At 53.3% G+C, this 18,806-nt stretch carries 16 protein-coding genes and 3 pseudogenes; 8 read left to right on the top strand and 11 right to left on the bottom strand.

The genetic code is table 11. The features are described from left to right. Positions 1-159: 159 nt before the first annotated feature. Entirely contained in the window at positions 160-843 is a 684-nt protein-coding gene (locus ATG98_RS19160; protein WP_098424108.1) for a hypothetical protein, read from the bottom strand. Positions 844-2,003: 1,160 nt separating this feature from the next. Between ATG98_RS19160 and ATG98_RS19155 the strand changes: the two genes are divergently transcribed. Then, positions 2,004-2,360 carry a hypothetical protein gene (locus ATG98_RS19155; RefSeq protein ID WP_098424107.1) on the top strand — a complete coding sequence of 119 codons (357 nt, stop codon included), beginning with the start codon at positions 2,004-2,006 and terminating at the stop codon, positions 2,358-2,360. Between the two features lie 70 nt (positions 2,361-2,430). On the opposite strand, the gene ATG98_RS19150 is transcribed toward ATG98_RS19155, so the two are convergent. Next, the gene (locus tag ATG98_RS19150) at positions 2,431-3,372 is read right to left on the bottom strand and encodes an IS1595 family transposase (protein WP_098424106.1); all 942 of its coding nucleotides are present in this window, start codon (positions 3,370-3,372) and stop codon (positions 2,431-2,433) included. A 223-nt stretch (positions 3,373-3,595) separates the two neighbouring features. On the opposite strand from ATG98_RS19150, the gene ATG98_RS22790 reads away from it, so the two are divergent. Beyond that, a complete protein-coding gene (locus ATG98_RS22790; RefSeq protein WP_267283870.1) occupies positions 3,596-3,727 on the top strand; it encodes a hypothetical protein in 132 nt (43 codons plus the stop codon). 81 nt (positions 3,728-3,808) lie between these two features. On the opposite strand, the gene ATG98_RS19140 is transcribed toward ATG98_RS22790, so the two are convergent. Together ATG98_RS19140 and ATG98_RS23080 are read right to left on the bottom strand one after the other, a co-directional pair. After that, entirely contained in the window at positions 3,809-5,305 is a 1,497-nt protein-coding gene (locus tag ATG98_RS19140) for a CoA-acylating methylmalonate-semialdehyde dehydrogenase (protein ID WP_098424105.1), read from the bottom strand. Positions 5,306-5,623: 318 nt separating this feature from the next. After that, positions 5,624-6,007, bottom strand: a complete 384-nt coding sequence (locus tag ATG98_RS23080; RefSeq protein WP_179888220.1) for a transposase — start codon at positions 6,005-6,007, stop codon at positions 5,624-5,626. Positions 6,008-6,266: 259 nt separating this feature from the next. On the opposite strand from ATG98_RS23080, the gene dctP reads away from it, so the two are divergent. From dctP to ATG98_RS19120, 3 genes are all read left to right on the top strand, one after another. Next, positions 6,267-7,370: a TRAP transporter substrate-binding protein DctP gene (dctP, locus tag ATG98_RS19130; protein WP_098424103.1), complete on the top strand. Its 1,104-nt coding sequence runs from the start codon at positions 6,267-6,269 to the stop codon at positions 7,368-7,370. Positions 7,371-7,437: 67 nt separating this feature from the next. Further along, positions 7,438-7,938, top strand: a complete 501-nt coding sequence (locus tag ATG98_RS19125) for a TRAP transporter small permease subunit (protein ID WP_098420332.1) — start codon at positions 7,438-7,440, stop codon at positions 7,936-7,938. Next, positions 7,935-9,266: a TRAP transporter large permease gene (locus tag ATG98_RS19120; protein ID WP_098424102.1), complete on the top strand. Its 1,332-nt coding sequence runs from the start codon at positions 7,935-7,937 to the stop codon at positions 9,264-9,266. Before ATG98_RS19125 ends, ATG98_RS19120 begins: the two co-directional genes overlap by 4 nt. A gap of 147 nt (positions 9,267-9,413) precedes the next feature. On the opposite strand, the gene ATG98_RS19115 is transcribed toward ATG98_RS19120, so the two are convergent. The 4 genes and pseudogenes from ATG98_RS19115 to ATG98_RS19100 form a co-directional block, all read right to left on the bottom strand. Further along, positions 9,414-10,981, bottom strand: a protein-coding gene (locus ATG98_RS19115; protein ID WP_228706212.1) for an IS3 family transposase whose coding sequence is annotated in 2 segments (ribosomal slippage) — positions 9,414-10,493 and positions 10,496-10,981 — 1,566 coding nt in all. Because the reading frame shifts where the segments join, the coding sequence is not laid out codon by codon here. Positions 10,982-11,143: 162 nt separating this feature from the next. Continuing rightward, positions 11,144-12,085, bottom strand: a complete 942-nt coding sequence (locus ATG98_RS19110; RefSeq protein ID WP_098424101.1) for an IS1595 family transposase — start codon at positions 12,083-12,085, stop codon at positions 11,144-11,146. 352 nt (positions 12,086-12,437) lie between these two features. Further along, positions 12,438-12,893, bottom strand: coding sequence for a metallophosphoesterase family protein (locus tag ATG98_RS19105; RefSeq protein WP_098424100.1), 456 nt, complete (start codon positions 12,891-12,893; stop codon positions 12,438-12,440). Positions 12,894-12,934: 41 nt separating this feature from the next. Beyond that, positions 12,935-13,351 (bottom strand): annotated as a pseudogene (locus ATG98_RS19100) (FKBP-type peptidyl-prolyl cis-trans isomerase); the annotation flags it as partial. A 292-nt stretch (positions 13,352-13,643) separates the two neighbouring features. On the opposite strand from ATG98_RS19100, the gene ATG98_RS19095 reads away from it, so the two are divergent. Continuing rightward, a complete protein-coding gene (locus ATG98_RS19095) occupies positions 13,644-14,345 on the top strand; it encodes an IS5 family transposase (RefSeq protein WP_228706287.1) in 702 nt (233 codons plus the stop codon). A gap of 317 nt (positions 14,346-14,662) precedes the next feature. On the opposite strand, the gene ATG98_RS21680 is transcribed toward ATG98_RS19095, so the two are convergent. The 3 genes from ATG98_RS21680 to ATG98_RS19085 are packed head-to-tail and all read right to left on the bottom strand — an operon-like array spanning position 14,663 to position 16,955. After that, the gene (locus tag ATG98_RS21680; RefSeq protein ID WP_143751504.1) at positions 14,663-14,866 is read right to left on the bottom strand and encodes a hypothetical protein; all 204 of its coding nucleotides are present in this window, start codon (positions 14,864-14,866) and stop codon (positions 14,663-14,665) included. Continuing rightward, positions 14,863-15,318: a MaoC family dehydratase gene (locus ATG98_RS19090; RefSeq protein ID WP_098424099.1), complete on the bottom strand. Its 456-nt coding sequence runs from the start codon at positions 15,316-15,318 to the stop codon at positions 14,863-14,865. The genes ATG98_RS21680 and ATG98_RS19090 overlap by 4 nt, the downstream gene beginning before the upstream one ends. Beyond that, complete coding sequence (locus tag ATG98_RS19085; RefSeq protein ID WP_098424098.1) at positions 15,315-16,955, bottom strand: acyl-CoA synthetase; 1,641 nt, start codon at positions 16,953-16,955, stop codon at positions 15,315-15,317. The genes ATG98_RS19090 and ATG98_RS19085 overlap by 4 nt, the downstream gene beginning before the upstream one ends. A 961-nt stretch (positions 16,956-17,916) precedes the next feature. On the opposite strand from ATG98_RS19085, the pseudogene ATG98_RS19080 reads away from it, so the two are divergent. Together ATG98_RS19080 and ATG98_RS19075 are read left to right on the top strand one after the other, a co-directional pair. Further along, positions 17,917-18,259, top strand: a pseudogene (locus tag ATG98_RS19080) (transposase); the annotation flags it as partial. Positions 18,260-18,286: 27 nt separating this feature from the next. Further along, positions 18,287-18,739 (top strand): annotated as a pseudogene (locus ATG98_RS19075) (IS66 family transposase); the annotation flags it as partial. Positions 18,740-18,806: the final 67 nt, after the last annotated feature.

Raw genomic sequence — 18,806 nt, 5'->3', positions numbered from 1 at the left:
CACTTCAACAACAGGCTGCCTCACCGCTCATTATCGACGCTGGCTCAGCAGGCCATGCTGGACTTTTGGAGCTTAAGTTGATGACATTGAGGGATTACCACCCCCAATCGCTAAACCACTCATTGCTCGATAATGTCGGTCATCACCTATACCCGCGGTTTAATTAACCTCATCCGGGAAGTTTCTGAGAAGCTTGTATTTGATCATGTTGTTGTTTGCCTCAATAACTTCAATCAGAGCTCCTTTGTAACCTATTGTAGAACTTTCACCCAGATCATATTCAACTTCGTTATTGAATGCTGGCCTTGCCATGCTACTCGAAAACTCGCGATAACCGATGTTGATTTTGTCGCCGACTCGGCCACTGTAGATTAGTGTTTGCTGGAAACTATTACTTCTCTCAGACATTACCTGCTGCCTTTCAAATTGACCGGAATAGCAGCTTTCAACGCCAAACACAGTAACCACACAGATCTGAGCGCCAGCTGTACGATCTACCGATAGGGCATTGAATGGGTCGGCAAACGGGTTCTTGGTCACGCCAGATGCTTCATAAAAATCCTGGGAGGAGTCAAAACCAAGCTGGGCGTATGTCTTGGCAGGTATGTTATACATTGCTCCGTCGATAGGTTGGTAAACGTTCAGCACTTCAACCTGAGAAATCTGTCCTTTTTCTACCATGTGATCACCAACGTATGCCGTGACGACCTCATCGACCGGTGGATAGTTCACATCTTGGACCTTGGACTTTGAGCCATTATATTGAACTGAGGTGCAGCCCGAAAAGACACCCAACGCCATTACTGCGAGCACAACAAACGCCAACTTGTTTCGAAAAAACATACCTTCTCCCTGGATAAAATAGTCAAAGCAAAAGTAACTTACCACGTCACTCTCAGCTGCACATCGCTGGCTGATGATGCAGTGAACCTAAATAACTTTCAAGACAGGCAAGTAGACCGGGGGGAAGGTTTTTGACGGGGTCCATCCTGAAACATCGTTACCCTTCGCCCGAATAGCGCTTGCAGCAGGAGAGTCCCTTGCTAGCACTTGTTAACGAAACTCATAATCATCGAACATAGCAGCACCGATCTCGAGGTTTTACTGGAAAAGTTTTTCGCATCCGGAGAAGTAAAAATTGCCTGAAGCCACCCCCGGTCTTGGAATATTTGGATTTCTTTTCTCTCTACGCAACTTGGACAAAAAAAGTAACCACTTATAGTGTTTCAATGATTCCGGGTATCCACCTAAATGGTAATATCGCCGCCCTGAGTGAGACGCCTGACGACCGAAAAACCATATTCCTTTTCCTTCCAATCCTGGATTCATAGAATAAGTGCGGCACTTTGGATTAACAGGTAGAGGTAGGAGGGCCTTTGCCGGTACCCTCATTCGCTTTACCGACCAAAGTGAAGAGAATCATGGGATACCGACAACTGACCTAGGCACAACGATACCAGATTTTAGCGCTGCGCAGCCCCGGTCTGAGCATGCGGACAAGAGGCAAGATTGTGGGCTTCCATAATAGCTCGGTCCCGAGAGGTGCCCAGGCGCAATCTGGCGACAAATACGGACTACAAACCTAAAGGGGCTCAAGTCTTGAGCGAGACTCGCAGACGCAGCGCCTTGAAGGCCAATAAACGCAATGCTGGCCTCACTTGTGGATCAAGGAGCGGATCTATTACCGCATGCCTGTGATTCACAGAAATCGGCGGCAGCAGACCTAGGAAAGATTCCGGACCGAGGTTATCGCGGGAGTGAAGGTAATATTGAGAAGCTGGCGAATTATGGGCAGTTAGCGGCATGTACAAGGGTCAGAAAAAGGCCTCAGCCGGCTATGTGAAAGACATTTAGCGCCAGATATCGATTATGCTGCAGTGCTGCTATCGAATGATCAGACTCGCGGCAGTTGATCACAGGGTGTAAAAAAAGCAACAAAGCGGCTATGGGTTAGGCTCTGCGAAGGGGTTTCTACAGCGTCGCAATAACCATATGGAGTTTCTATGAAAATTCGAAGTTTGCTGTTGTTTGCGTTGATGCTAACTGGATGTGCAACGCCGGTCAGTCATACAAACATACCTCTCTCAACCTATGATAAAGATACCGAGTATGGAATCGAAAAACGGGAGCAGGGGTTCGGAGTTACTGTTTTCTATTCACGCTATCAATTCATACCTGAGAGTGACGCAGTGGCCACAGCCTGCAAGAGTCAGCTCACAGCCATTGCTTGGGAGTACGCGGATAACGAGGGGCGTGGAATAGAGCCTGTCAACGAACAAAGAATTCGTATTTCTATGGGCCGCAACGGGTTGACGGGCATAACTTCTTGCCAGGCGAATGCCGTAGTGGAGTGGAACTAGGTTATAACCTAGTTCTTTCGGTTGCCCGATTAGCCAAGTCGAGCCCTTCGTTCATCAAAATACTTCCTGATTACGCATAAGAGTCAGCCATCTTTAGCAGCCTATAGGGCATAGGCGGTGTCCGGGCTGCGACTGTGAGGAACCGCGGAAGCATGGCTTTGAGATCGTAGCGCCGATTGAAGCGGTATTCGAACTCAGCGAGGTAGCGAGGGGCATGCTGCTCCCGGATGGCGTGGTAAGTTCCCGTGATCGCGTTCTTGACGTTGCCGAGCAGGGTGTTGATCCAGTTGAACTCAGGATTCGCCACGCTGGCACGACCGCCTCCGGTGATGTGGCGCTCGTGGACGCAGGTGGCCGTGTCAAAGGCCCGGAAACAGTTGAGACCATCGCTGACAACGTGGCTTCCGGGCGCAATGGCCTGTTGGCCATAGCGACGCACCTCGGCCAGGGTAAAGCCACTCACACGGCGAAGCTGAACCCGCATCGGGTGGCCCTCGCCATTGGTTTGTACCGCAGCGACAAAGGGGAATTTATGCTCGGCACCACGACCTCGTTTTCCCGACCGTTCGCCGCCCAGATAGGCGTCATCAATCTCGATGCGGCCGCTGAGCCTCTCTCCCTGGTTGCGATCGTACATGACCTGCAGCACCTTGTGTTTGAGCTTCCAGGCCGTGTTATAAGTGACACCGAGATCCCGAGACAGCTGCAATGCCGAGAGACCGCTCTTACGCTGGGTCAGCAGATAAATGGCCAGGAACCAGGTGGTCAACGGCAGGTGAGTCGCATGAAAGAGAGTGCCGGCGGTCAGTGACGTCTGATGGTGACAGCGATGGCACTGGTAATGCCCCCTCGACAGCCGGCAGCCGGTAGCATTGCCGCAGTCAGGGCACACAAATCCCTTGGGCCAGCGGTGCTGGAAAAGGGCTTCCTGGCACTGTGCTTCTGTGCCGTATTGCTTGAGAAAAGCCGGCAACGACAGGCTGGGCTGGAACTGAATTGGGTTACGTGCCATGAGATTGCCTCCTGTACTGTATATAATCAGTGTATGCCAAAATGGCGGCAGCGTGGCTGATTAACGTGAGTAATCAGGAAAGGATTAGCCATCTTGCAGAGGTAGAGGTTGCGAGCGCACTGGCCCGTTGGGTTCGCATGGGAGAGCTCAGCGATCCACAGGCAAACCCGTTTCATGACGATTGAACAAGGATTGTGCTTTGCTGACCTGATGGTGTGGGGGGGTGGACGCCCAGAAAGTGCAGCCCAAAGGCAAAGTCGGCCGCGCCGACCTTGCCTTGAGTTTGATCCGCAGCCTCTATGCCGTAGAGCAGAGAGCCAAAACAATGACGGCGGAGAAAAGGCTGGCCTTGTGAGAAAGTAAAAGCTGTCCACTCATCGAAAAACTGACGGTGTTCCTGACTGACGGTCGCATCACGCCGCAGTTCGAGCAGCGCTTACAATGAAATAGTGCTGTTGATGCCGCTGGAGACATTGTCGGGTTCAAACCAGCGCGCAGTCACGGTCTTCGTCTGGGTCCAGAAGCTGATGGCCTGTTTGCCGTTAGGTCCCAGATCACCAAGCTTGGAACCTCGTGAGCCGGTGAAGCTGAAGTAAGCCACTGGCACGGGGATAGCCACGTTGATGCCCACCTGACCAACGTCGATGTCTGATACGAAGCGACGCGCGACCCAGCCGGAGTTGGTAAAAATCGATGTGCCGTTACCATTAGGGTTGGCATTGATAAACTCAATCGCTTCATCCATTGTCTCGACATTCACCACGCACAGCACCGGGCCAAAGATCTCTTCGCGGTACACCGTCATGTCAGCGGTGACGTTACTGAACAGAGTTGGGCCGACAAAATTACCGTTCGGATAGCCTTCAACTTGGCAGCCGCGGCCATCCACTTCCATCGTGGCGCCTTCCTGTTCGCCGGTCGCGATCAGGCTTTCTACGCGCGCCTTAGCGGCCGGCGAGACCAGCGGACCAAGATCTGCATCGAGCTGGGTGCCGGGGCCTACCTTCATACTGCGCGTGCCTTCGATGATATCCTCGAGCCACTCACGCGCCTCACCCACCAGCACTACAACGGAGTTGGCCATGCAACGCTGTCCGGCAGCGCCATAGGCGGACCCTAATAAGCTGTTAATGGCCTGGCTACGGTTCGCATCGGGCATGACAACGCAGTGGTTCTTAGCCCCCATCATCGCCTGCATACGCTTTCCCGCTGCTGCAGCACGATCATAAAGTAGCTGACCCACATGTGTGGAACCAATGAAGGATAGTGCTTGGATATCAGCATGATCGGCAATCTGATTTGCGACTTCTGGACCGCCATGCACGACGTTGAGCACACCCGGTGGTACACCGGCTTCGTGGGCCAGTTCGACCAGGCGCATAGAAGAACTCGGGTCTTGCTCGGAGGGCTTAAAAACGAAGGTATTACCCGTAGCGATGGCCATTGGGAACATAAAGCATGGCAGCATAATCGGGAAGTTAAACGCGGTGATGCCCGCTCCCACGCCCAGTGGCTGATGCAGTGTGTAGACATCGACTTCATTCGCAGCGTTGTCGGCCCGCTCACCCAATTGCAGCGAAGTGATTGAGCAGGCATGCTCGACCACTTCCAGTCCACGCCCCACTTCACCCATAGCGTCGGGCAGAGTTTTTCCATGTTCTTCGCTGATCAGCGCTGCCAACTCGTCGGTGTGCTCGCGGATCAACGCCTGAAACTTGAGCATGATACGCATCCGCTTGCCTAGCGGGGTTTTGCGCCAAGTCGTGAAGGCTTGCTTTGCGTTAGCAATGGCCTGATCGACTTCATCAGTGGTGCAAAACGGAACTCGTGCAACGACTTCCTGGGTGGCTGGATTAATCACGTCACGCCAATCCTGACTCTGGGAGACAACTGGCTGGCCGTTAATATACATGGCGATTTCACGAATACTCATAATACCATATCCTGTTATTATCAATTTTACTTAAAGAAATATCATCTTCCAAAAATAACGCGCTGAACTTCTTTATTATCGTCGCTTGAAAGATTTTATTGATCACACCTATCGAAGCTTTTATTTGTCATAAACCCTCAACTCTCACCTAAACGATATACTAATTTTTTTGGTACGCAAAATTTGTCGAGTTAAACTTTGCTCTAGTACGCGTCGCTGTTCACTAGGTCAATTCGAGAATAGCCTGACGTGAACTCTCAACCGGTTGAGTCGCAAGGCGTCGGCCATCAATTTTCAGGTCTGTAGTGGTCACGTGTTTTAGGCCACCATCTTTTGAGCGTTCCAATAGGTTAACTCTGCGACATTAGGCGGCAGTCCGCCGCTATGGCGGAATGCCAAGTAAGCCAGCGTACTCCTCTCCAGATAACAGTAATATCTCCGGTCCAAACCCGATTGGGCTGCTTCATTCGTCCGACGAAGCCGACGCTTCAGCTCCTGAATTTCATGCTGTTCCGAGGTCAGGGCTTCGCCTTTTGGTCTGCTGCCTGCTCGTTCCGAGCGGAGCCTGCGAACCGAGTACTCCATGGTGGATTTGCAATGCTCATGGCATCGTAGGCCGCCTTTTAGTGTATAGCCTTGGTCGACCACGAACTGGGCCGCCTCCAAGCGGAATTCCGGACTGTACCTTCTCTTATTCGTCATCGGCTGTACCTGACTTTCTATGTGAGTGATCATACACTCAAAATCAGGTGGCCAGATTTACTATGCCACTACATTTTCATAGATTTTTTTGAGTGCCTGCATGCATAGAATAGGTGCAACGGTTGAAGTATGCATAGTATCAATGCTAATTTACTTGGGCAGCTGATCAATTAGACTTGACGTTTACGTCAGCTGCGCATTCCTGTTTCTCGATGATCAAAAACAATATTTACAAAAACCAAATACTAGAGAATTTGAAATGAAGAAAACGACCAAATTTGCCGTCGCCGGCCTGGCTGTCGGTATCGCCTTTTCCGCGGTCTCTGCTACCGCTCATGCCAAGGAAAGCTGGACCATGACCACCACTTGGCCGGACAACTTGGCGCTGATCGAAATCGATCGCCATTGGGTTGACCTAGCCAACAAGCTGACCGGTGACGAGCTGGAAATCAACTTCCGTGCCGGCGGCACCTTGATGCCTGGCACCGAAGTGTTTGATGCCACCGAAACCGGCAGCATTGAAGCCTCGGGTGATTGGCCCGGTTACTGGGCAGGCCGCAGCCCCGCCTTCTCGCCGCTCGCCACCACCACCAGCCTGTTCAACGGCGTGGATTATCTGAACTGGATTCAACAATGGGGTGGTTTCGAGCTGTACCAAGAAGTCTACGGCAAGTACAACATGGTCTACCTGCCGTACGGTATCACCAATAACGAGTCCGGCTTCATGGGTCGTACCCCCATCAAAGGTCTAGCGGACCTCGACGGCAAGCGCATCCGTCTTTCTGGACGTGACCAAGGACGCGTTCTGGAGGAACTCGGCGGCTCACAGGTCACCCTCGCCGGCGGTGAAATCTACCAAGCCATCGAGCGCGGCGTGATCGACGCCGGTGAATTTTCCACGCCAGGCGTCGACTACGAGGCCGGCTTTGCTGAAGTGGCGGAATACTGGGCCACGCCTGGCTGGCATCAGTCCGCCAGCGTATTCGGTGTCATGATCAACAAGGATGCCTGGGACGCACTTTCCAAAGAAACCCAAGAGAAGCTGAAGATTGCGGCTGACGCCACCCTGGCCTGGTCACTTTCCTGGTCCGAGCGCGGCTCCACCGAAGGCACCATCAAGTTCCAGGAAGCCGGTGTCGAAATCAACCAATTCTCCGAGGCAGACCTGGCACGCATTCAGGACATCACCAATGAAGTGATCGTTCGCGGGGCCTGTGAAGATAAGATGCACGCCAAGATTTACCATTCCATGATCAGCTACATGGAGCATTACGCTAACTGGCGTGATCTTACCGTACCCTTCAACATGAGCCGCACCATCGACAATCTGCCCTCTCTGAAAGAAATCGAAGCCTGCCTTTAAGGCATTCACCGCCGTCTCGATGCCTCGCATCGGGGCGGCTTTTTGGTATTGATTGCGGAGTTTCTCCATGAATGCAATTGCCAAGGCGATCGATAGGCTCAATGATGTTTTCGGGCGAATCATTGCGCCACTGATTGCCATCATCGCGCTAATCGTTCTTTACGATATCGCGTTGCGCTTTTTTACCGATCGCCCCAGCGACTGGGCTTTCGACATCACCAAGATGCTTTTCGGCGCCCATTTCATGCTGATGGCAGCTTACGGGCTGCGCCACCATGTTCACGTCGAAGTCGACGTGATCAAACGGCTGCTCTCACGCAAGAAGCAGGCGGTATTGGATATTATCGGCTATCTGATCTTCTTCGTGCCCTTTATGTGGGTGTTAACAAGCCTCGGCTGGAACTTCTTTATGCGTTCGTTCAGCCGCGGCGAAACCACCTATGGCATGGTGTCAATTCCGGTTTACCCTATTAAAGGCGTCATCTTCGTTGCGGCAGCACTGATTCTGCTGCAGGGTATCGCGATCTTCATTCGGGCTATTCAGCAACTGCGTGAGGAGCGAACATGAATTTAAGTCCGGAAATGCTCACCTTGGTTATGTTCGCGGGATTGATAGTGGGTCTGTTCATGGGCCACCCTCTGGCGTTTGTTCTGGGTGGCGTCGCGGTCATCGGTGCCCTTTTAGGGCCCGGATTGAATGTGATGGGCACGCTGATCAACAACATCTATGGCAATGCCATGGATAACTACGTGCTGGTAGCGATCCCGTTATTTGTATTGATGGCGCGGTTTCTGAACGACTCGGGGGTCACCGAGAAAATGTTCGATGCCATGCGCCTGTTACTGGCGAACCTGCGTGGTGGTCTGGCATTGACGGTGGTCATAGTCTCAGTGCTGTTGGCTGCAACCACCGGCATCGTGGGCGCCTCGATAGCGGTGATGGGCATGATCGCTCTTGTGCCGATGCTCAAGTATGGCTACAACAAGGAGCTCAGTGCCGGGGTAATCATGGCCAGCGGTTGCCTGGGAATCCTGATTCCGCCCAGTATCATGCTGATCCTGATGGCTAGCTACTCGCCGGTCTCGGTAGGGGCTCTGTTTGCAGGTGCCTTGGTACCGGGGTTGATATTGGGGGTAATGTACGCGCTTTACGTCTTGATCATCTGTTACCTCAAGCCCGATTATGGCCCGAAGGTGCCTGCTGAAGAGCGCGCCCAAACGAGCACCGGCCAACTGATCGTCATGCTGTTCAAGTATGTTCTTCCGCCTATGGCATTAATTCTTGGGGTATTGGGGGCCTTGTTCACCGGTTTGGCCACGGCCACGGAAGCCTCAGCCATCGGGGTATTCATCGCCTTTTTGCTGTTCATGATTTTCGGGGACCGCAAGCTCAAGACCTGCTACAACACCCTGATCGATGCCAGCAAGACCACTACCATGGTCATGCTGGTACTGGTAGGGGCCACGGCGTTCACCGGGGTTTTCTCCCGGGGTGGCGGTATGAGCGTGATCAGCGATGTGGTGTTAGCCATGCCCGGCGGCACTACAGGGGCATTGATTCTAATGCTGTTCTTAGTGTTTATTCTGGGTATGTTCCTCGACTGGACTGGCATTGTGCTGCTCAGCTTCCCGATCATGTTGCCTATCGTTGAAGCCATGGGGGTTGATATGTTGTGGTTCGTGGTGATGGTCGCCGTGGTACTGCAAACCTCGTTCTTGACGCCGCCGTTTGGCTACGCCCTGTTCTATTTGAAGGGGGTCGCGCCCCCCGGAGTGGAAATCGTCGATCTGTATAAGGCGGTAATTCCGTTCGTAGCTTTGATAATCGTGGCATGCGTACTGCTGGCATTCTTCCCTTGGTTGGTTACCGGTTTGCCGGCCATCTTGTTGGGCTGATCTCTTTTTCCTGGGGCTGAAGCCCCATTCGGGTTGATGACCACAACGCCCGCCACTGAAAAGTGGCGGGCGTTGTGGTTCAAAGGTTGTGCTCAAATGCCTGACACAGGCCGGTGATTTGCAACCCAGTTGTCCAAATAGCTGCGTTTAAGCAGCCTGTTTATTGCGCTCAATTTCCTGCAATTTTCCAGGGTTGAGGGATACGGCTCCGGCGACCTTCCAGTTTCGAATGTCACCAGACCAACGCCTGGGATTCAGGCTCTTTGCTCGTTCATAAACCGCTTCACGTTTGGCTAACAACTCTGCATCAACACCTTGGTGCCGTTGCGCGGGCGTCACGAAGTTGATGCCGCTGTGCAGGTGCTCCTCGTTGTAGGCCTGCTCGAACAACAGCATCCATTCACGCACCGCTGTTAGTGATCTAAAGCCTTTAGCCGGCCACTTTGGGCAATACTTAAGCGTCTTGAACAACGACTCTGAGTACGGGTTATCGTTGCTCACCCTTGGCCGGCTGTGAGACATCAACATACCCAAGTCTGCCAGCCGCGCTTTCAGCGTGTAAGACGTCATTGGCGCGCCGTTATCTGAATGCAGCACCGGTGGGTTTTGCCAACATTTCTCGCGCAACAGAGCTCGATCAATGAGCTTTTTGGCAAGCTCGCCGGACTCTGCTTCGTGGATTTCCCAAGCCACGATTTTGCGGCTGTAGATGTCCATAATCAGGTACAGGTACCAGTGCTGACCGCGCACCTCTGAAGGACAATAACTGATGTCCCAGCTCCACACCTGGTTCGGGCCTGTGGCGGTAAAGCTGGTGGGTTCAGGGACCTTGCGCGGCGGTTTCATGCGGCCCCGATGATTCACTTGCTGGTACTTTTTGAGCACTCGGTAGAATGAGGACTCAGAGGCCAGGTAAAGACCTTTATCAGCCAGTCGAGGCACGATCTGGGACGGTGGCAAGCTCTGGTACTCCCGTTCATTGCAGGTGTCTAGAATGGCCGCTTCTTCAGCGTGAGTGAGCTGGTGTGGCTGCACAACGCGCTCCGCTTGCGGACGTTGATCCTCCTTCACAGCGCCATTAGTGCGTCGCCAGCGCTTCAACGTGCGCTGGCTCAGCTCCATCAAATCGGCCGCCTTGTACCGGGCTGCACCACTGGCGACAGCTTCGTCATAGTCGTTTAAAAGCCTTGTACGCTCGGTCAGCGGTGTTAGCTGTCCTCGCTGTCCGGGTCCTCGCCGTACAAGGCTTCGAGCTTTTTTGACAGCACCAACAACGAGGTCGTTTCTGCCAGAACCCGGTCTTTACGGCGAACTTCCGCCTTCAGCTTTTTGATGGTTTTACGGGCATCACGCTGCTGTTTCTGAGCGGCTTTCTCTTGCCCTTCTTGCAGGCCGGTACCGTGTAGGCAGGCATCTTTCCAGCGCTGCACCTGCTCGGGATACAGGCCTTTCTGGCGGCAATACGCACCCAGTTCCGCTTCAGACATAGACGCCGTTTCGATCACGACGGCCAACTTGGCATCAGGAGACCACTCGTCTCCAGCATTACGATAACCCGGCACAGGCACTCCTTGTTGTCGACACTGTTTTAACCAACTATACAGGGTCACATCGGATATGCCTTCCTCTGCCGCCACCTGCACCACACTGCGATTCTGCGGAGGTAACAACTTCTTCAACACGGCCGCTTTACGTTCCTCGGAATAACGTGGCATGACTGCTCTCACACCGCCCAATCTGACATGAATTTAGGCGAAATCGCCAACTGGACAACTAGGCTGGCAGAGGGGGAGGCTGCAAGCATAGACATTGAGAAATAATATTTTGAGGAGCTGTCCGGTGTCTACCGTAGCGGACACCGGTAAAAACTTTCCTGATTACGCATAAGAGTCAGCCATCTTTAGCAGCCTATAGGGCATAGGCGGTGTCCGGGCTGCTACTGTCAGGAACCGCGGAAGCATGGCTTTGAGATCGTAGCGCCGATTGAAGCGGTATTCGAACTCGGCGAGGTAGCGAGGGGTATGCTGCTCCCGGATGGCGTGGTAGGTGCCAGTGATCGCGTTCTTGACGTTGCCGAGCAGGGTGTTGACCCAGTTGAACTCAGGATTTGCCACGCTGGCACGACCGCCTCCGGTGATGTGGCGCTCGTGGACGCAGGTGGCCGTGTCAAAGGCCCGGAAACAGTTGAGACCATCGCTGACAACGTGGCTTCCGGGCGCAATGGCCTGTTGGCCATAGCGACGCACCTCGGCCAGGGTAAAGCCACTCACACGGCGAAGCTGAACCCGCATCGGGTGGCCCTCGCCATTGGTTTGTACCGCAGCGACAAAGGGGAATTTATGCTCGGCACCACGACCTCGTTTTCCCGACCGTTCGCCGCCCAGATAGGCGTCATCAATCTCGATGCGGCCGCTGAGCCTCTCTCCCTGGTTGCGATCGTACATGACCTGCAGCACCTTGTGTTTGAGCTTCCAGGCCGTGTTATAAGTGACACCGAGATCCCGAGACAGCTGCAATGCCGAGAGACCGCTCTTACGCTGGGTCAGCAGATAAATGGCCAGGAACCAGGTGGTCAACGGCAGGTGAGTCGCATGAAAGAGAGTGCCGGCGGTCAGTGACGTCTGATGGTGACAGCGATGGCACTGGTAATGCCCCCTCGACAGCCGGCAGCCGGTAGCATTGCCGCAGTCAGGGCACACAAATCCCTTGGGCCAGCGGTGCTGGAAAAGGGCTTCCTGGCACTGTGCTTCTGTGCCGTATTGCTTGAGAAAAGCCGGCAACGACAGGCTGGGCTGGAACTGAATTGGGTTACGTGCCATGAGATTGCCTCCTGTACTGTATATAATCAGTGTATGCCAAAATGGCGGCAGCGTGGCTGATTAACGTGAGTAATCAGGAAAACTTTTGATAGCGAGATGCTCGAAGAACTGCAGTTTGGCGGTTGTTAATCCCGAAGCGCATGCAGGACCGGAGGCCACAGGAATTCTCTGAGCGGAGTGAGCGTTTTTTGCACGCACCGGCTGCCTGGAGCCGTAACTGGCTAAAATCAGAACGGTGGAAGGCTTGAGTGGTCTGGCAGAGACCTATACGGATATTTGCCAAGACAAGCTGGCCGCAGACGAAGGCATAATCGTGGCACTCGCATCGTCACGCAGAAATACAGGGTATTAATCAAACCGGCAGTTCGATGATTTCACCCGCCACATCGTCTTCGTTCACCAGCAGCCGCCCTACCGTGATCGGCAGATTAAAGCGCCGGGGCCCGGCGGCGCCAGGATTGAAGTAAATCACGTCGCCGATCCACTCGTTACGGGGTTTGTGGGAATGGCCGGCGATCACCACGCGGTAACGACCTTGCGGATCGATGTCGAGGATTTTGACGTCGTGGAGCATGTAAAAAGCGTGGCCGAGGAATTTCAAATCCTGAACATCGGGAAGATTTGCTGCACGGCCTGTTTTGTCGATATTGCCGCGAATTGCAATCACGGGGGCGATCGCCTCCAGCGCTTCCAGAACCTCGTCGCGACCGAAGTCACCGGCGTGAAGGATCAAGTCTGAGCCTTTCAATACCTCCAAAGCTTCGGGACGCATTTTACTGTGGGTATCTGCGATGACGCCGATTTGCATGTTTCAGCCTTTTATCGGTTTTTTCTCGTGAAGATAATCCTTCAATGATGCCCACCCGGCACATGCGCGTGGCCGTGGGCTATCTCTTCCGGACTGGCGGCGCGTACTTCGATGTTGTCGATATCGAAGGCCAGGGTTTTACCGGCCATAGGGTGGTTGTTATCGATATCGGCAAACTTGAGGCCGACCTTAACGACGATCACATGGCGCTGGCCCTGCTCGGTTTTTACCTGCGCGATCATGCCCGGCTTCCAGCGTTTGGCACCGATCAAATGCTTGATCGATACACGCTGTATGGAATCGGCTTTGCGCGGACCGTAGGCTTTTCCCGGAGCGATGGTGACATTGAAGCTTTCGCCTGCGTCGCGACCTTCCAAAGCTTCTTCCAGACCCCGGACAATGCCGCCGTGGCCATGCAGGTAGGTGTTCGGCTCGCCGCCACGAGAGTTTTCAACGACCTTGCCTTGTTCATCACTGACACTTTAGTGTAACAAGACCACCTGATTCTTTTCGATTGGCATAGGATTCTCTGCGAAAGTTCAAAGTACGCCATTATAACCAGCGGCGGCGCTGATTCCTTCCGTGATGGTTCTAATTGCGACGAAATAGACTAGGATCTGTTGACAATTGCTCGTAATCCTTTGAAAGGTAAGAGTAAGCTCGTATAATGAAGTTCCACAACAACAACCATACGAGCCCGCAATGCCCAGATATATGCTCACAGAAGAGCTGTGATCCAAGCTAAGAGAAATATTGCTTCAATTCAGTCTGTATAACAAGGCAGGTCTGCGCAAAACAGTCGAAGGCATTCTGTTCAGAATGCAGATCGGTGTGCCCTGGAGAGATCTGCCAGACCCTTTCGGCAAATGGAATTCTGTCTACAAAGCGTTCAATTACTGGTCGAAAAAAGGCATCTGGAAAAAGCTCTTCAACGTGCTGAAAACAGACTCCGATCTGGAATGGGTCTTCATTGATGGCAGCTATGTGAAAGCACACCAGCACAGTGCCGGAGCTGCTGGTGGCTACGACGAGAATATCGGCAAAAGCAGAGCTGGCAACACTTCCAAGGTGCATTTGGCGGTGAATGCTTACGGCCTGCCGGAGGTGTTCATCATCACGGGCGGTCACATCAATGACTGCACTGAAGCGCCAGCACTCATCGAAAAAATTGACGCTGCGCAGGTGCTGATAGCGGATAAAGGCTACGACAGCCAGATAATACGAGACAAGGGAGAAGCCCTCGGAATGAGCGTTATTATTCCCAGAAAGAAAAATTCGATCAAAGGCAACAAGGGACTCGACTGGCCGTTGTACAAGCTCAGACATCTGGTGGAGAACGCGTTTGCCAGACTCAAGCATTATCGGGCCGTCGCCACCCGATATGACAAACTGACTCGTAACTATGAGAGCATTGTGTCATTGGCTTGTGCATTTCTCTGGCTGCCGATGTGAATTGTCAACAACCCCTAATATCCTGGATCCAAGTGAGAAATTTAGGCCTTCCCATTTGGGGAATGCCTTGAGCTAGCATAGGGTTGCCGGGCAACTGGTATCCAGATGCTCAGTCAATAATTTTTCACTTACAGATATTAAAAATCGTATTGGAAGGACGTTTGCAACCGCACGTTATTTGCATCTCGACCGTCAAATAATGATTTTTCGACATAAAAAACTTCAAACCCAATTGTGATCGGACTAAATGGGTTGTAAAAATCAATAAAATGTGCAGTTTTCATATATTCAGTGGCGTTGGTGAATTGGTCTTTTGGTTACTTAGATTTCACAACACTAAAAGTTAGTCGTGAATAAAATTTCTCAGACCATTGGGTCGATATTCCAGCAGTCAATGAGCCAGTTTCTCTAGTTTCAATTCCGTTGCCACTAAGACAGGCGGAGCCTATCCCATCCCGGTGCGGAGTTATTGTCAAATCTGATGTATGACCATCAGGCAGCGTTCCTGTCAGAATGCTCATGGGTGCTCTCCTGCGGTACGGTTGATCAATAGGATCTTGCCGCTGGCTTCAGCCACAATTTCGGCGCGCTGGTTTTTGCATTGGCCACTGAGCACGGCGATGCCGCCGTTGCTTCGTGGCTTGTCCAGCGTCTCGCTGACGGTCCAGAGCACGCTCAGAGTGTCACCAACGAATACCGGCGCGAGGAAGCGGCAGTTATGCTCCAGATAGGCCACGGCGGTGCCATAGAAGTACATGCCGATGGACGCAGACATGAATGCGCTGGTCATAGGTCCATGCAGAATCGGCCGACCGAAACGGCTTTTGGCGCAGAATTCAGCATCGCTGTGCAGCGGGTTGAAGTCGCCAAACATGCCGCATGCCTGTGTGATGTGAGAGGACTCGATAGTGAGGTTCTGGCCGAAGGTTTCGCCTTGGTGTATTTCGTCGTAAGCCTTGCCTATAAAGTTCATGCGTTCTCCTCAGTGGCCTGTTGCTCTTCGCGCTGGCGCAGGGCGTTGCGGATGACCTTGCCTGTCGCGGTCATTGGAAGGGCTTCGATGAATTCGATTTCGCGGGGGTATTCATGTGCTGCCAGACGGCTGCGAACGTGTTCCTGTAAGGCGCGTACAGCGTCGTCGTTTGGCTCATAGCCTTCGTTGAGCACGACAAATGCCTTGACCACCTCAGTGCGTATCGGGTCTTTCTTGCCGATCGCTGCCGCCATTTTTACTGCTGGATGTTTGAGCAGGCAGTCTTCAATCGGTGTCGGGCCGATGCGATATCCGGCGCTGGTGATCACGTCATCGTTGCGGCCCTGGAAATAGATGTAACCAGCGTCATCCATCGAGCCCTTGTCGCCGGTAACCAGCCACATACCGATGTATTTTTCCTTGGTTGCGTCCGGGTTGTTCCAATAGGCCAACATTTCGCTGCCACTCGGTGATGCAACAGCAATGTGTCCGGGCTCCCCGGCCGGTTGCTCCTCCCCATGATCGTCAATAATCGCGATGCGAAACCCCGAAACTGCCTTGCCAATGGCCCCGGGGCGGTAGATGCCACCGCTGGCGCACGAAGTGGCCACCAGGTTGCACTCTGTCTGGCCGTAAAACTCATTGATCCGCACGCTCAGCGCTCGATCGCCCCAGGCCAGCAGTTCATCACCTAGAGACTCCCCGCCAGAGGCGACGGAGCGCAGCGAGAGTTTCCAGCGTTGTTCTGGATGCTGGACCGTGCGCAACAGTTTCAACGCGGTGGGTGGAAAGAAGATGTTTCTGATCTGCAATTCTTCGATTAGCGCAAACACATCTTCGGCGTCGAATTTCTCGGCGCGATGGGCGACCACCGGTACGCCGTGATACCAGGACGGCAGTAGCACATCCAGTAAGCCGCCAATCCAAGCCCAGTCTGCAGGTGTCCACATGCGATCGCCGGGTTGGGGAAAGTCGTCGTGAGATGCTCGCACTCCAGGCAAATGCCCAAGCAGTACCCGGTGTGCATGCAAGGCACCTTTCGGGTGGCCGGTGGTGCCGGAGGTATAAATGATTAATGCCGGATCTTGGGCTCCAGTGTCTAATGTTTCGAAAATCGGACTCTGGCTCCCGAGCTCGCCATAAAAATCCAAAACGTTGTCGCGCCCAGTCGGCGCATTGATCACATAACTCAGCCGCAAATTGCTCAGGTTCGGCCAGATACCATCGATCTTCGCCAGGCCGCTGCAATCGGTAATGATCGCGCACATGGTGCAGTTGGTGGCGCGGTGCTGGATCGCGTCGGCGCCAAACAGTTTGAATAATGGAACGGCTATCGCTCCCAACTTGTAGACGGCCATATGCGCGATACCGGCCTCCACCCCTTGCGCAAGCATGATGCCGATTCGGTCGCCGGCCACCACGCCTTGCTCGCGCAAGCTGTTGGCGAGGCGGTTGGCTTGTTGTTGAAGGTCCAGAAAACTGAATTGATGAACCGAGCCATCCGGGTTCTTCTGGATGATTGCGATTCTCCCTGGATCATTAGCCCAACGGTCGCAGCAAGCCTCAGCGATGTTGAATCGATCCGGAATGTCCCATTGGGGAACATCGGGGTTTTGGGACGAAAATACTGGCATCATGATGGTGTCCTTTATTTTTTGTTCTACGAATTGCTAGAAGCTACCGAAAGTAGAGCCGAGCACCAGCTCAGTGACCGGGCCAACAGCAGTCATCATAAGAATCTGCGGATAGAACCTGGCTATGAGTCAGCCCGCATATCGCTAGCAGGGTAACCACCGCGCCAGAGTGGGGCGAGAATGAGTACGGCCACGCCACGGTAGGCGAAAAACATCAACAGCAACAATGAAATCAATATCGCCAACATATTCATCTCTAGCTTTCTTATCGTTATGTTTTTGTCAAGTTGAGTTTTCGATAACGCGGAGGTAGCTAGGTTAAGAGGTATCCCGCAAAACTGACCTTAAATCCTATCGTTTACGTTAACGTAATGCCAGTGATGGGTTGCTGTCAACGCGTATGGCTATGTTTTCGGCAGAGAGAACCTCACGACACCAGCACAGCGCGGGTGCTGAAGCGACAAAAATACGGGAAGTCGAGCTGTCACGCCAATAAGGCTCCGCGTAGCTAATGATAATTGTCACGAATTTTTCTTTGATTTAAGTTACCGTGAGCGTAAGGTTTCGATGCTTTTGCTGGCTGTCGCCTGGGGCCTAGGCTAGCACGTGGAAACGGCCAACGGGTGAACGCTTGGGGGAGATACGAGACATGATGGTGCAGGGAGTTCGGACAGATCGCTCGCCTGGTTTATGAATTCCGCGAAGCACACGGCCGCTAGCCCGGATATCTCACAGTGCTCCAACAAGCTTTGCAGACCAAGCCCGATAGCGCCAGATCCAAGTGGTCATTATCGAAGCCGGCGATTATTTAACTAGTTTCAGGCACTCTGGCACAACTCCGCCTTTCCCCCCTTGGTGTCGGGCCGGGGGAGCCCAGTTATCTAAGGAAGCGCTGATTAATTCAGCTTGAGTCTCTGTTTTGGTAAAATTAGATTTCCGGTAATCGAATCGATCAGGAACCATCATGAAGCAGACGAGTTCCGCCCAAGCCGAGTTCGCCGCAAAGAAAAAGATAACCCGACGTGAGCGGTTTCTGGCCGAGATGGAACAAGCCGTGCCCTGGTCGCGGCTATTGGAAGCGCTCTCGCCCCATTATTATCTCGATTCCCGCGGCAAGCGAGGACGCCCGCCCATTCCCCTGAAGCGCATTCTGCGGATGTACTTTGTTCAGCAGTGGTATGCCTTGGCCGATGACGCACTGGAAGACGCCATTTATGACAGCCAGGCCAGCGTGTGCCTTTGTCGGTATCGACCTGGGTGTGGAATCGGTTCCGGACGCCACGACGTTGCTGAAGTTCCGCCACCTGTGATCCTTATCTGGAGCTCCAGATAAGGATCACAGGTGGCGGAACTTCGTGGAGGCCACCAAGGGGGCCAAGCCTCAGGGCAAAGGCAAACCTACGAACGTATCCAAAGCCGATGTGGCTCTGAGTAACATCAATAAACTCTACGCGATCGAACGCAAGATCAAAGAGCTGAGTGTGAACGAGCGTTATCGCATTCGTCAGGAACTGAGTGTGTCCAAACTGAACACACTGAAGACCTGGCTGGAGATCAACGCAGGCCGAGTGGCAAAGGGCACCCTGACCCGTACCGCGATGGATTATACGTTGAACCAATGGCCCACCTTGGTGGGTTACTGCGAACGAGGCGACCTACAGATCAGCAACGTACTGGCCGAAAACGCAATCCGTCCGTTCGCTCTGGGCCGAAGATCGTGGCTGTTTGCGGATACCTCGCAGGGCGCCCGCGCCAGTGCCACGTGTTATTCCCTGGTCGAGACCGCCCTATGCCGCATGCGGCATAGGGCGGTTTATGCCGAACCCAGAACTATGCCACACCCCCCCATTTGGA

It is taken from the genome of Marinobacter sp. LV10R520-4, assembly GCF_002563815.1.
In the GTDB taxonomy this organism is placed as follows: Bacteria; Pseudomonadota; Gammaproteobacteria; order Pseudomonadales; family Oleiphilaceae; genus Marinobacter.
This window is presented reverse-complemented; position numbering and strand designations above follow the sequence as displayed.